14 protein-coding genes and 1 pseudogene are annotated in these 13,847 nt (G+C 42.4%); 7 read left to right on the top strand and 8 right to left on the bottom strand.

Features of this window, described 5'->3' with window-relative positions:
* Window positions 1-11 precede the first annotated feature (11 nt).
* Complete coding sequence (locus tag FAI41_03345) at window positions 12-1,649, bottom strand: hypothetical protein (protein ID QCE32691.1); 1,638 nt, start codon at window positions 1,647-1,649, stop codon at window positions 12-14.
* A 275-nt stretch (window positions 1,650-1,924) separates the two neighbouring features.
* Here FAI41_03345 and FAI41_03340 point away from each other — a divergent pair, with 275 nt between their 5' ends.
* Window positions 1,925-3,025: an SMP-30/gluconolactonase/LRE family protein gene (locus FAI41_03340; GenBank protein ID QCE32690.1), complete on the top strand. Its 1,101-nt coding sequence runs from the start codon at window positions 1,925-1,927 to the stop codon at window positions 3,023-3,025.
* Between the two features lie 48 nt (window positions 3,026-3,073).
* Entirely contained in the window at window positions 3,074-3,457 is a 384-nt protein-coding gene (locus FAI41_03335) for a hypothetical protein (protein QCE32689.1), read from the top strand.
* A 59-nt stretch (window positions 3,458-3,516) separates the two neighbouring features.
* Here FAI41_03335 and FAI41_03330 read toward each other — a convergent pair whose 3' ends face one another.
* The 3 genes from FAI41_03330 to queF all read right to left on the bottom strand — a co-directional run bounded on the left by FAI41_03330 (window position 3,517) and on the right by queF (window position 6,697).
* Window positions 3,517-4,626, bottom strand: coding sequence for a hypothetical protein (locus tag FAI41_03330; protein ID QCE32688.1), 1,110 nt, complete (start codon window positions 4,624-4,626; stop codon window positions 3,517-3,519).
* Between the two features lie 93 nt (window positions 4,627-4,719).
* Window positions 4,720-5,865 carry a hypothetical protein gene (locus FAI41_03325; protein QCE32687.1) on the bottom strand — a complete coding sequence of 382 codons (1,146 nt, stop codon included), beginning with the start codon at window positions 5,863-5,865 and terminating at the stop codon, window positions 4,720-4,722.
* A gap of 367 nt (window positions 5,866-6,232) precedes the next feature.
* Entirely contained in the window at window positions 6,233-6,697 is a 465-nt protein-coding gene (gene queF, locus FAI41_03320; protein QCE32686.1) for an NADPH-dependent 7-cyano-7-deazaguanine reductase QueF, read from the bottom strand.
* 252 nt (window positions 6,698-6,949) lie between these two features.
* Here queF and typA point away from each other — a divergent pair, with 252 nt between their 5' ends.
* A complete protein-coding gene (typA, locus tag FAI41_03315; GenBank protein QCE32685.1) occupies window positions 6,950-8,770 on the top strand; it encodes a translational GTPase TypA in 1,821 nt (606 codons plus the stop codon).
* Between the two features lie 605 nt (window positions 8,771-9,375).
* On the opposite strand, the pseudogene FAI41_03310 reads toward typA, so the two are convergent.
* Window positions 9,376-9,646: pseudogene (locus tag FAI41_03310) on the bottom strand (type II toxin-antitoxin system RelE/ParE family toxin).
* Window positions 9,630-9,758, bottom strand: a complete 129-nt coding sequence (locus FAI41_03305) for a CopG family transcriptional regulator (GenBank protein ID QCE33775.1) — start codon at window positions 9,756-9,758, stop codon at window positions 9,630-9,632. The pseudogene FAI41_03310 and the gene FAI41_03305 overlap by 17 nt, the downstream one beginning before the upstream one ends.
* Window positions 9,759-10,023: 265 nt before the next feature.
* On the opposite strand from FAI41_03305, the gene FAI41_03300 reads away from it, so the two are divergent.
* A complete protein-coding gene (locus tag FAI41_03300; GenBank protein ID QCE32684.1) occupies window positions 10,024-10,212 on the top strand; it encodes a hypothetical protein in 189 nt (62 codons plus the stop codon).
* A 181-nt stretch (window positions 10,213-10,393) separates the two neighbouring features.
* Complete coding sequence (locus tag FAI41_03295; GenBank protein ID QCE32683.1) at window positions 10,394-10,633, top strand: hypothetical protein; 240 nt, start codon at window positions 10,394-10,396, stop codon at window positions 10,631-10,633.
* 546 nt (window positions 10,634-11,179) lie between these two features.
* Here the strand turns inward: FAI41_03295 and FAI41_03290 are convergent.
* Together FAI41_03290 and FAI41_03285 are read right to left on the bottom strand one after the other, a co-directional pair.
* Window positions 11,180-11,563: a hypothetical protein gene (locus tag FAI41_03290; GenBank protein QCE32682.1), complete on the bottom strand. Its 384-nt coding sequence runs from the start codon at window positions 11,561-11,563 to the stop codon at window positions 11,180-11,182.
* Window positions 11,564-11,581: 18 nt separating this feature from the next.
* A complete protein-coding gene (locus FAI41_03285) occupies window positions 11,582-12,490 on the bottom strand; it encodes a hypothetical protein (protein ID QCE32681.1) in 909 nt (302 codons plus the stop codon).
* Window positions 12,491-12,806: 316 nt separating this feature from the next.
* Between FAI41_03285 and FAI41_03280 the strand changes: the two genes are divergently transcribed.
* Both FAI41_03280 and FAI41_03275 read left to right on the top strand, forming a co-directional pair.
* Window positions 12,807-13,313, top strand: a complete 507-nt coding sequence (locus FAI41_03280; protein QCE32680.1) for a hypothetical protein — start codon at window positions 12,807-12,809, stop codon at window positions 13,311-13,313.
* 10 nt (window positions 13,314-13,323) lie between these two features.
* Complete coding sequence (locus FAI41_03275; GenBank protein ID QCE32679.1) at window positions 13,324-13,833, top strand: hypothetical protein; 510 nt, start codon at window positions 13,324-13,326, stop codon at window positions 13,831-13,833.
* The last annotated feature ends 14 nt before the right edge of the window (window positions 13,834-13,847 follow it).

Below are 13,847 nucleotides of genomic sequence, written 5' to 3'. Positions count from 1 at the left end.
AAAGTGAGAATTTAGATTATACAGCTCCAGAACATCAAGGTTCCCCATATCCAAAAGCCAATTTTGCGCGAAGTTGGAGAACCAATTCTTTCAGCTTTGATATAAATTGCAAGCAGAGCTGAAATAACGAGAATGGCACTCGGCATGATATAGCGCCATTGACAGCCGACACCGATGACAAGATATCCAAAGAAATAACAAAGAGAAGCAAAACTCATCAGATTAACAAAACGATCTAATGCGCTTTTGCATCGTAAGGTTATGATGAAGAGAGAAAGCGCAGAAGCAATCCAGAATACACCATAATTTGACCATAGACCTCTATGTTTTTTCATGAAGATACGGTACTGTTCTTCTGCGATATTTTCATATGGCGCTGTCGCATAAATTTTATCATTCTCTCCTAGTGGATAATAGCCACCATCTGTCCAAGCACCAGGGCTTTCGATAAACTCTCTTTCATCAATATGCCCAAGATAGCCGGTTGAGAAATGAGCAAGACGATGTTTGATGTAAGGAAATGGATGGTTTTTAATGGCCGCAAACCATTCTTTAGTGAGCATTTCAGGAGGTTTTTGGCGAAGTTGATCCCCTAGAGCATAACAAGATTCCTGAGCATGGTTAATTTCTGGTCCCCACTCATCATTCTGTTGAGTAGCACTCCACGTTTGCTTCCATTTATTAAATCCAAGGATAAGAATAGGAAAATTTTCCAGCTCCCAAGCTCCAAAAGTATCCCATTGATTGGGAGAGTAGCAGGCGATAAGTTTTTCGTTTAATGAGGCTGTATCCCAATGTGTAAATGTTTCTTTATGGGTGGTTACATCATTTTCATCGGAGGTGTAATGCGCATGTGTACCGTAAAAGGCAATGCCTGCAAGATCAAGAATTTCAAGAGAAGCTTCTGCATGATCCTCAGAGGCTTTAAAGACATGATGATTGATCCAAGAAGTGGCTGGCAAAGACAAGAGAACAAGGCCTAAACATGCGGCAAGATGTTTAAAATCAAAATGCCAATTCCACCATGTTGTAACGAGGAGCGGAACGGCAATAAAGGCACCATTGACCCGCAAGAGACAGCATAAAATGAGTAAAAAAGTGATAAGGATTTTATCTACCCATCTCCAAGAAGAAGATTGTTTTTCAGGTAATAGGAGTAAAAGGGCAGCGGCAATAAGGAGAAGCCATGAAAGGGGAATATCCTTGTAAATGAAACCGTTCATTCCAAAGAAGACCGGCGACAGGAAGAGCAGGCCGAAGAGAATAAGACTGAACAGGCAAGGACGCAAACGCAGAAAGAGATAGAGTCCGAGCGCACTTAAACTGATCCATGTTGCATTCAGAAGATTAGCCGTGTGAAAGAGGGTAATTTCTAAACGCCAAAACAGCGCCATAAGCGGCGGATGCCAGTCGCTAAGGGGTGCTACAGCAATCGCTTGGAGATATTGGCTCATAGCATCGTCTGAGACAAGACCAGGATACCATATAATCGTACATATTAGCGTACAAAATATGGCAAGAGCACTTAAATAGCTTCGCCACTTTGGAGATGAAGAAATGGGACGGGTTAAATAATCCCATACATCGTCAATCTTGCCTCCCAATACACGCCATTTTCCGTTAGGTTGGTTATGAAATAAATCAGACACTTCCTATGTACCTTAAGTCTTGATGAGAGAGATTCTTATTGAGATGCCTTATTTGAGCGTAGCTTTTAGCATTTTTTTTACTCAAGTTCATGTCCCCGGAAAACGGTTGGCGATAGTAGATTCTAGGACATAAGATACTACTATCTCGTAGGTAACTTAAGAGATTGGAGTACATAAAATTTTCCTTTAAAACAAGGTTAGTTTTAAAAGGCTTGAATATCTATGTCATAGATGAGACATTTTTACTTTATAATATATCGGAATTTCTTTCACGCATGGGCTGTTTCGTTAATCCAAGACAATTTTTCAAACTATTCTTTTTGAAACTGGTTTTTATCAGCTTTTTTTTATTTTTTGCCGCTTTTGTTAAACCCTCTTTCGCCACGTTGCAAATTGGGTCTCGTCTTTTATATGACCGTCAAAATAGTGGGGAGGTCCCTATTCCTCCTTCAGAAAGAAATCTTTTGACGGTTGTTGCCGCTGATTATTATCGGGTGACAAAAGAAAATCATTTGCTGGCAGGGAGCGTCTTTGATGATAAGGGCAATCTGTTTTTTTGTGATTGGACGGCAAAGAAAATTTTGCGTTTGAATGCAGGGCGCTTGCTTTCAAGGCGAAACATTTCTCTGGTCACAGAGTTAAAGGAATATCACCCTTCAGGGTTGGCTTTTGGACCGGATGGTCGGCTTTATATCGCCGCCTATGCTGAGGAGAAGGATGAGGGGGCGATTTACGCTATCATGCCCGATGGCGGCACATTGGAAACCATTATTGCGCCCGAAAAAGGGTTTGTACCTAAAAATCTCTTATTTAACCGAGCAAGAGGCCTTTATTTCACAGATTTTAAAGGAACCCCCAGCCGTTTAGAGGGCGGTGTTTATTATGTTTCCCCGGATTTGAAGAATATTCATTTGATGGTAGATCATCTCGCTCTGCCGAATGGCATTATGCTTAGTCCAGATCAAAAAACTCTTTGGTTGACCGAGACAGGCAGGAACAATCTTCATCAGATTGAATTGGAAACGCCGACACAGCCAAAATCAAGAGGATGGCGCATTCCATACCATTTTACAGGGCCTGCGCCGGAATCTATTAGCGGTGGAAGTGACGGCAATGTCTATGTGCCACTCAAAGGGCAGGGCCGTGTTTTGATTTTAAATGCAAATGGTTTGCCGATTGGACAGATTCTGATCCCCGGACGCTCTAAAGGCCATAATTTACTTTCGTCCAATATTGCGATACAGCCAGATTCTAAAAATCTTTATATTCTAAGCAGTGATAGCGATAAAGGTTGGGGCGCACATATTTTTAAACAAACGTCTTTTGGGCATGGCTTGAATTTCCAAGATTTTGATCCAGATACACCAGATGTTTAAAGATGTGCTTAAGAGAATTTTTTCTTTAGATTTTAGAGGGCCTACAAAATGAATCTTCATTTTATCAATGTGATTTTGCAATATGCAGTGGCAATCTTTAGCTTTTTGGCGGCGATTGCATGGGTTTATGCCTCTCAGGTAAAAGTCCTCTATTCGGATTATCGCACTTTAATGAAAAATTCGATTGAATTTCATGGGGATAAGGTCAGTGTTGGCGAAAAATCCTTTGATAAAGCGACAGATGAGGAGGTCGTTACCCATACGCAGGATGCTTATGTTAATCTGGATGGGCATTTTGCCGGCACTTTTGAGGATCATGGCAAAACCTATGCCTTTTTTGCAACGCTGAGAAAGCAGGGGCGCTATAATTCTCTTGCTGCGATTTTAACGGGAATTGCCTGTACCTGTCAGTTACTTTCCACTTTCTTTTAAAGCTATCGGTGATAAAGAGACTTCATCCTTTGATTTCGTTTGAAGTCTTTTTCCCATTTTTACCATGTGTAGAAAACAGCTAGCTGCGGCGTTAAGGTACGTGAGGTATTATGCCCTGCCGCTGTCACTTGCACGCCGGCGATTAAGCCGAGATTGCCGTTCGGGGCGTATTCCAGTGCCGGTGCAGCGCCCCAAGCGGTGGACCAGCCTGTATCTTGACTAAAAGAACAGCCGCCTGATTGCGTACAGCCATTATTCCCATTGCTGTAAACGCCTTTAATATTGGTGGTTGATCCCCAATCTTCATAAAGATCGAGAGCAAAAAGCCAACGCTGTGTAATGCCAAATTCAAAAGCCAGTCCTTCTTCACCGGTTGATCCTGGATGGGCGCTGCCCTGAAATCCTTCGCTGGTGCCGTAAGAGGTGATGTTTTTGAGACTGGCATCGCCCAGAGGGGTTCTCGCAACCGCCCACCAGCGGACACGCATTGCTTGTTTAAAAAAAGGCTCAACGAATTGGCCGTTAAAGCCGTAGCGTAATTTCCAGACACCGGCGCCGACCCCGTCTGAGGCCCGTTCGAGATTGTTATAATTCCCTGAAGGGGCAGACGCACCAAAAACGACACTGATAGAAGGCGAGTAGGTATCGGTAAAGCGATATTCGAGATCAAAGGGCAAATCGTTAAATTCCACATGGGAATTTTTAGGCGCACTGGGGCCGGATTGTGGTGTCCAAGCGTAGGTAAAGCTAGGGGTAATATCAACGGAAAGATGATCTGTGGGCGCACCTTTGAAAAACCACGAGCTGGTGAGGGAATCAAATTGTGACTGATCGGGGCCATGCTGGTGCAAATTACCTTGCGAATCATAGGTTCCTGTTGGCACCGTCGCCACGAGATAAGGTTCTAAAGACCACATTCCGCCGGGAAAAGAGGGGGATGGGGAAAGCAGAGAGCCTGTCCAAGCATGTGCCGGAACAGGTTTCTTAGGCTCAATCCATTTGAGAGGAATTTTCATCCAATCCGGCTGGTCTTTGATATTGATACGGTAACCTGCAAAACTTTCTTTGGCTTTTGCGATCGGCAAGAGAGAAATAGCGATACAGAAAAGATGTAAGTAAGAAGGTTTTCTAAGGTCTGAAAAAGTGCAAGAGAGGGCAGAACGGATCACAGAAGCCTTTCTTTAGAATAAGGAGAGGTTAAATTTAATTTGTAAAAGAGCAATGTTCGCATGAAACATTTCTCAGCGTTTTAATAGATCGCTTTACCAAGCATAGAAGACAGCCATCTGCGGCGCTAAAGTTCGGCTGGTATTGGTACCGAAAGCATTTAACTGCACCCCGGCAATGAGGCCGAAATTACCGTTAGGCGCATATTCGATGGCAGGTGCTGCACCCCATGCGCTTGAGATATTGCCTTTGCTGTAAATTGTATCTGACCCATACTGGCAGTTTGTACTGTCAGTTGCTGTCGTAGAGCAGCCTTTAATCCCTGTTCGGGCGCCCCAGTCATTATAAAGGTCAAGCGCAAAAAGCCATCTCTTGGTAATACCGAATTCAAAGGCTAAACCTTCTTCTCCAGTAGAACCGGGGTGAGCCTCGCCTCGAAATCCCGTCTCGGTGCCATAAGAGGTAATATCTCTTAGGTCAGCATTCCCTAAGGGCGTTCGGGCAACTGCCCACCAGCGGATACGCACGGCCTGTTTAAAGAAGGGCTCCACAAACTGCCCGTTAAAGCCATAACGTAGTTTCCAGACACCTGCGCCCACACCATCGGAAGCCCGCTCCAGATGGTTATAGTCGCCCGTTGGAGCAGAGGCACCGAAAACCACACTGATAGAAGGCGAGTAGGTATCGGTAAAGCGGTATTCAATATCAAAGGGTAAATCGGCAAATTTCACGTGTGAATTTTGCGGTGCCCCTGGGCCGGATTGCGGTGTCCATGCGTAGGTAAAGGTAGGCGTAATATCAAGGGAGATATGATCGGTTGGGGAGCCTTTTAAAAACCAACCGCTGGAAATGGAATCAAACTGAGACTGGCCGGGGCCATGCTGGTGTAAATTCCCTTTTGAATCATAGGTGCCTGTCGGTACGGTAGCTGTCGTATAAGGCTCCAAGCCATAGACACCGCCCGGAAAGGCGGGGGAAGGAGAGAGCAAAGACCCTGTCCATGCGTGAGAAGGGACGGGTTTTTTAGGTTCAAGCCATTTGAGTGGAATTTTCATCCAGTCCGGCTGATCCTTGATATTAACGTGATAACCGGCGCAACTCTCTTTCGCTTTTAATAAAGGGAAGAAGGCGAGGCCTGCAATGGCAAAACGTAGAAAAGAAGATGTATTAAAGGCCGTTTTTGGGGGGCTGCCCCTCTTTTTTTTCCTGTCGGCGATAGAAAAAGGGAATAAATTTTTCAAAACTATTTTCCAGATCAGTCAACATGCGGATGGGGCGAAACGTATTTCGGTGCAGCATAGAGGCTTTGAAGCATGACACACACGGCAGAAATATAGGAACACATTTGGACTGTTGTGAAAGAGGTTGTCATGGCTAAAAATCCCTTCGATCTTGACTGGAGGAAAATAAAACAAATGGACTTCGTGAAATATTTTGATAAAAGACGCCTCGCAATCACTTTTAGAAAAGAGATTGGTGAAAAATATTTTATTCAAAACGAATCAAATAGAAGTCTAAATTTTAAAAAATAATTATTGAAAAATAATCTAACTGTCTTTTTAAACTGCAAGCAAGCTCTTTGTTTAAAAAGACAGTTTGTAAAAAAGATCAGCGTCCGCGGTAAGGTGGGACATTCTGCTCAGGAACCCAGACATCTTTTGGCGCTTCACCGGTTTGGTAAAAGACGTCAATCGGCATGCCGCCGCGTGGATACCAATAAGCGCCAAGACGCAGCCATGTCGGCTCTAAGAGCTCAACGAGTTTCTCGGCAATCATCACAGAACAATCTTCATGAAAAGCGCCGTGATTGCGAAAACTTGAAAGGTAGAGTTTCAAAGATTTACTCTCCACAATCCAGTCTTTGGGCACGTAATCAAGGACAATATGCGCAAAATCAGGCTGGCCTGTAATGGGACAAAGAGAGGTAAATTCCGGCGCTGTGAAGCGCACAAGATAGTTTTTTCCTTTGTGCGGTGCAGAGACACGTTCCAATTTGGCTTTTTCGGGGCTTTCTGGAAGTTCACTTTTTTGACCAAGCTGTGTCAAAGCGGCAAGTGGATTTGAAGAAGACATGCGGTAAAGCCCTTAAAAAGCTAAAATAATGGAGAACAATCTATCTGTTTTTCTTATAGCAGGAAGAAAGTGAATTGGTAAAATACTTGCAAAAAAGTGTAATTAGGCGCACAAGAATAGACTTATTAATAAGTATTTATAGCAGACCGTCTCGAAGAATCTAGCTTTTTAGCGTGTTGGAGCTCTTTTTACGGCGCTGTTTCCCGCTTTGAATTAAGCATTTTCTTCTTTAGCAGATGTAACGAAAGTTTTATGACCGATATTCGCAATATTGCCATTATCGCCCATGTTGACCATGGCAAAACCACTTTGGTGGATGAGCTTCTGAAACAATCAGGAGCTTTTAGAGAAAATCAGCATGTGGCAGAGCGGGCGATGGACCGCAATGACCTTGAACGTGAACGTGGTATCACCATTTTGGCGAAATGCACGTCCGTTGTTTGGAAAAACACTCGCATTAATATTATTGACACCCCAGGCCATGCCGATTTCGGTGGTGAGGTGGAGCGTATTCTCTCCATGGTCGATGGTGTTGTGATTTTGGTGGATGCTGCCGAAGGGGCTTTGCCGCAGACAAAATTTGTTCTGACCAAAGCACTTGCTCAGGGCATCCGTCCAATCCTCGTGGTTAATAAAGTTGACCGTGGCGATGCGAGACCGGACGAAGTCCATGATGAAGTATTTGATCTTTTCTCTGCGCTTGGTGCCAATGATGAGCAGCTGGATTTCCCAATGCTGTACGCTTCTGGCCGTAACGGGTGGGCAGATGATAAGATTGAAGGTCATAAAGAAGACCTTTCCACCTTGTTTGATTTGATCGTTCGCCATGTGCCGGCGCCAAATCTGCCAAAAGACAAACCTTTTGCAATGGTCGCAACCCTTTTGGAAAGCGATAACTTCCTTGGCCGTATCCTTACAGGACGTGTTGAGCAAGGGCGTGCCAAAGTAAACATGCCTGTGAAGGTTATGAAATTAGATGGTACAGCTGTTGAAACCGGCCGTTTGACGAAATTGCTGGCTTTCCGTGGTCTTGAACGTGTTGCCGTTGATGAAGCCGAAGCAGGTGACATTATTGCCATTGCGGGTCTTTCCGAAGCAACAATCCCAGATACAATCGCTGCACCGGAACAAGAATCGCCATTGCCTTCCAAACCGGTTGATCCACCAACCTTGAGCATGACATTCCGTATTAACGATGGCCCATTGGGTGGACGTGAAGGTAAAAAAGTTACTTCCCGTCAGATTCGTGATCGTTTGTTTCAGGAAATGGAAGGCAATGTTGCCATCCAAGTTACGACCAGCCCGGAAAGCGAAGCTTTCGAAGTGGCAGGACGTGGTGAACTTCAGCTTGGTGTCTTGATTGAAACCATGCGCCGTGAAGGTTTTGAATTGACCATTGGCCGTCCTCGTGTGCTTTTCCGTGAAGATGAAAGCGGTCAGCGGACAGAGCCATTTGAAGAAGTTCTGGTTGATGTTGACGAAGAACATTCCGGTGTTGTCGTTGAAAAAATGTCTCTCCGTAAAGGTGTGATGCAGGATATGCGTCCATCAGGTGGCGGAAAAACCCGTTTGACCTTCCTCATTCCATCCCGTGGTTTGATTGGGTATCATGGCGAATTTCTCACCGATACACGTGGTACAGGCATTATGAACCGTCTTTTCCATGATTATCTGCCATATGCAGGTAAAATTGAGGGACGTCGTAATGGTGCTTTGATCTCTGCTGAAGATGGCAAAACAACACCATATGCTCTTTTTGCATTGCAAGACCGTGGCACAATGTTCCTCGGTGCAGGTGAAGTTGTTTACACAGGTATGATTTTGGGTGAGCATTCCAGAGAGAATGACCTTGAAATTAACGTTATTCGTGAAAAGAAACTTACCAATATGCGTGCGTCTGGTAAGGATGAGGCTCCGGTTCTCGTTCCACCTCGCCAGATGAGCTTGGAACAGGCAATCGCTTATATCGAAGATGATGAATTGGTTGAGGTTACTCCTTCTGCCATTCGTATCCGTAAGCGTTACTTGGATTCAAATGAACGTAAGCGTCTAGGTCGTAAGAAAAACGATTAATCTTTTCGGTTCATGGAGGGAAAATAAGAATGGTTTTATCTGCGAGGCGATTTTCTCATTACCTATAGGGTGAGTCGTCGCTTCTCAGTTCGATCATCCTTTTTTCCTCTCCTTAAACCTATAAAGTGAGTGTTTGTTTTTTAAAGGTCGTGAGAAATCACGGCCTTTTTTTATGGGGAAAGAATGGCAAAGAATATCTTTTCACTTGACTAAAAGACCTCACAATAAAATGAATTCCTACGGGAATAGGGCATTCAAGGCTTGTAATAATTTTTCAAGGCTTGGGGAGAATTTTTTGAGATTGGAGAACCTAATATGGAAGAAGATGAATATACAGGCGGCTGTAACCATTGTGGCTCAAATAGCTGTGAGGGCTGTTAAATGGCAGAACAACACTGGACAGAGACATTAGGAAAAGTTTTAACTGCTAGTGGTGCCATCATTGTCGCGGGAATTAAAATTGTTAAAGAAGTGGGCAAGCATACAAAATGAACTTTTTAGGAAAACTTGCAATGGCAGTGGTGCCACTTATTATTGGGCATATATTGGAAAAAAATAAAAAGTGAAACTGCAAGGCAGGAGGGTAATTCTTCTGCCTTTCTTGTTTATCTATAAATCTCTTTTCTATGGCCGATTTCAAGAACAAGAATACGTAAAATATTGTCTTCAAGTTCCGCCAATCATTCGGTAATCACCGACACGATAACGCCAATACTCGCCAAGCACAGAACCTTTTAACGCTTTACCCAGTTCTCTAGGATTTTCTCTTTGAGGAAGTTTCTCAAAGAGAAAACGCAAAATTTTCCTAGCATTCTGCTTGTCTAATTTTCTGAGATGGCGCTCTGCGGTTTGGGTAAGCTCAATTTTCCAAGTCATATCGCTTCATGATCTCTTCGAGCGGAATGGTTTTTTCTTTGCCTTCATGGACGCAGGAAGAGATTTTTTCAGCAAGGTAGAAATCTTCCATTTCTTCAAGTTTTTCTAAGATCGCCTGTCTTGCATAGAATGTTTTTGGTGATTGCTGTTGGTCGGCGTGATAAGTCTACGGTTTATCTCTCCGCAACAAAAAGAAGAGAGAAACGATAGGCGGAGATTTTTCTCCGCCTTTTTTATGTGCAAAGAATTTGAAAAATAAAATTTCTTATCCAAAATAATGTGTGGCTTCTTGACTTAAAAACTCTAAATTCCTACGGAAAAATAGGGTATTTAAGGCTGGGAGAAATTTTCTAATAGCGTTTTAGAAGGATTGTTATATGGGACTATTTAATGTTTTTAAGCATCCGAAATCAGGCGGTTTTGTAGGAAAAGTCCGTGGGAATCTACGTCCAAGCATAGTCACAAGAACGCAAGGAGAAGCAATTAGCTTCGGAAAAGGAAAAGGACATACAGTAACGCCCAATCGTGTTCGTGATCCTTCTAAGGGTAAATATCGTAAGGCATAAAAAGGGTTAATACTATGATTTTTTCCAACTCATAATTATCCCTGTCAAATGAAGAAACCTTTTAAAAAACACCTGTTTTTGCGGTGGTAGGGCGCTTCATGGCTTGACATTTTATGCCCAGAGAGCGAGTTTTTAGAGGTAGGAAAATAATTTTTTGTTATGATAATTGAGGAAAAATAAAATGAGCATTCAAGATTCATCAAATGATCTAAAAACAGCCCAAGAAGATGTAACGGCTGGTCACGGTGCCGGTAATGGGGAAGGTCTTGGCAACGAGACACAAGCCCAGCAAGATGATTTGTACAAGCAAATTTCTGCGCTTCAAGCACAAGCAGATGTCTTGCCTGAAGGTTCCGATGAAAAAGAAAAAATCGCAAAGCAAATTCAGGCTTTGCAGATTAAAGAAGGTCAAAGCCGCTAAAAAACAAAGGCGGAGATTTTCTCCGCCTTTTTTGATTTTTGGTATTAGCTTTTTTTAGGCTTAATATTTTTTTGATTGGTCCAGAATTTTTTAGCGACCTCTAAACGCTTGTCACGTTCTTTTTGTTTTTCACGCAAAGGTTTTTCTAAAAGATTACGTAAATATTTCAGCCAAGTTAAGGTTGTAAAGCCGTGTTCGTAATAATTAATGGCGCTCCCCACATGTTACTCAAGCCAGATATTACATTCTTTTTCTGTTGGTTGAGTAGTTAAGAAGGCATCCATACTTTCGGCAATCGTTTCAAGCATTTCTGTCGTTTCTATCCGAAAGAACATTTTTAAAATTTCAAAAAAACAGTTTGTTTCAAAATTTTCATAGTCAAACCAATGTTCGAAATAATAATAAAAAAATAGGCTAAAGGGGAAACTTTATCCCTTTTGCGGATGAGGTGGGGTTGAAGTGCCGAGGCGATTTTTTCAACATCTTTTAAGGTTCTAGCTTTCCCCATAATATCTCCTTTAAGCTAAGGAACCGGAAATATAGTCATTATCCTTTTTTCGGCTTGATGTTTTTTTGATTAGCCCAGAATTTTTCTGACTTTCGTTTTAAATCTTCTATGATTGCCGTTCTTTGCTGAAAAGCTTTGAGTATTTTTGATTGGAGATGTTTAATCCATCCTAATGCCGTAAAATTGTAATGGCGAAAAGCACAGTTATTTTCTAGAGAACTCAACCATAAATGACATTCTTTTTCTGTCGGTTTTGTCCTTAGAAAAGAATCTATTTCTTCAAGAGTATTTTTTATCGTTTCTATGTTTTCCGTGGTTGTGAATTTTTGAATGAGATCTTCAGGGGATTTTTCCTCATAGGTAAATTTTAAATTAAAATAATCGTACATGAGGTAAGATAAGTTAGGATATTTTTTTTTCATCTATATTCTCTTATTTTGTTAAGGAATTGGGTACGTTGTTAGGATCTCAATACCGCCATGTTTTGCATTGTTCTGACGTAGTACGATGCGTATTTTGTTTAAGGGTAAAGGTTCTTCTAGCCGTGTATCATTTCTTTTTGTCATGTAGCCAATAATACGTTTACTAGATATATCAATATGAATAGTTGCTTCTTTACTTGCTTTTGTAATCTGAGCTTCTTTTAGTGCTCGTTTAATTTTAGTTTGGTTTTCCCAAACGATTTTAGCGGCAAGCTTGTTCATTGTTTTTGTATTTAAAAAATGGCTTGAATTTTCGATGTTGGGCTGTGTTTTTCGTCTTTTTATTTCATTTTTGGCGTTACCATGTTTTATTTCTGCATGGCCTTTTTCATAACTTCTTATGTGAATTTGATTGCGTTTTTCGAGAGGTTTTGTTCCTTTTAAAGAAAAACTGTGTAATTCTGTAAGAATTTTTTCTTCATTTTCATGAAGTGCCTTTCGGGAAAGCCCTACAAGGGCGGCATTCTCCCCTTTGGTAAATTCAGGGAATTTTTTAATGAGGGTTCGAAAGGCTTCTTCGGTAAACTCTGTTCCGAGCTTTAAAGCAAGAGGGGTTTTAAAAGCGATCCGTAAAAAATTGACCGCATCCAGCCCGGGAAACCATAAGGGATATTCTGTAGGCTTGCCGAGAACAGGTTCTAAAGTCCGTAGAAAATCTGAAATTTTTGGCGGTAAAGCCTGATAAATCGTCTCATTGACGCTATCAATACGTTCATGTAACGCTTTTCGGAAATGTGCTTCCCTGTTCTCAAGGGGAAGGGATTTTTCTAACAAAGGATCAAAAAGAGAATTTGCAGCTTGTGCTTCTGCTTTTTTCTGCCCGATGATTTGCAGATGCTCCTGCCCTTGCGGATCAACATGGTACAAGGCTTTGCTGCGGGAAGGGTGCTGAGGGTCTTCCGGCGTATTTAAATCAAGATGTGCGCCTTGAGCCGTCCAGCGTCCGCCGCCATGTTCGCCGGCAGGAATATTTTCTTCTTCAGGACTGAAATCCTGCGCTAATTTTTCTCTTCGGAGGATAGAATCTAATTCTCTCGCTGTTTCAATTCAAAAAGAGGTTGGGAATATGAAATATGCTCTTTGCGTCATAGGCAGGGAATTTTGGTTTTGGACGCTTGATCTTCCGCTTTTTTTCTTCAATGCTGTTTGGGTATGATATGGCTGGAAAGAGCAGATTTTAAAAATGATAAAAATTCAAAAATATACTGTAAATTATCTTAATCTTGCGCTTTTCAGTCTGCTACCCTTGCTTTCAGGTTGTGCTTCAGTCGTGAATGGCAGTCAGGAAAAAATTCTGGTCTATTCCAAGCCAGAAGGGGCAAAATGTAAAATCTATCAGGGCGGATTATTGCAAAAAGCCTTCGAGACACCGCATCGCCTTGTGATTCAAAGAAGCCGTGAGCAGGATTTGCGTTTGAATTGTGTCAAGGCGGGCTATCACCTCTCGGCCCAAAGCTGGGAGCCGGATGTTCAAAATGCAGCTGCCGGGGATGCCGCCTCTTTGGTTACGGGTATTGCGATGGTGCCGTGGTGGATTTTTGGAGCTTTTACAGCAACAACTATCAATGATTCAGAACATCAATCGGCTTATGGTTATCCGAAATATATCGATGTTGATTTGCGTCATCTTAAAAAAGGTGAGGCATTAGAAGATTTACCAGAAACTTTTAAAAATCCTGACCTGACATGAAGGTTTTAAAATGAAAAATTTAAAAAAAGAGAGTACGAGATTTTTAACGATGGGGGTGGCCGGCACTGCGTTTTTTCTTTCGGGCTGTGCTTCCGCTGTGAATGGCAGTCAGGAAAAAATTTTAGTTTATTCCAAACCTGAAGCGGCCAAATGCAAAATCTATCAGGGTGGACAGTTGCAAAAAACATTCGAGACACCGCATCGTCTCACTTTACCAAGAAGCAGTGAGCTGGATCTTATTTTAAATTGCGCGAAACCGGGATATAAGCTCTTCACCCAAGTTTGGGAGCCTGATTTAACAGGCGCTTATGCTGGAAATACGGGCTGGTTTTTAGCATCCTTGGCTTCGCTTTCGGCCTTTATCCCAGCTTCAGGTATTTTTGCCGGTGGTGCGGCATATGATCTTGCGCACCAGTCGGCCTATGGCTATCCGAAATATCTTTCGGTTGATTTTGTCAAGCTGGAAAAGGGTAGTGTGAATGAAGAACTGCCAGATCATTTTAAAAAACCCTCTGCTTAAATCTTATCTGCCGG

This window comes from Acetobacteraceae bacterium (assembly GCA_004843165.1).
In the GTDB taxonomy this organism is placed as follows: Bacteria; Pseudomonadota; Alphaproteobacteria; order Acetobacterales; family Acetobacteraceae.
Note: the sequence above shows the minus strand (reverse complement) of the source record. Positions and strands in the feature narration are given on the sequence as shown.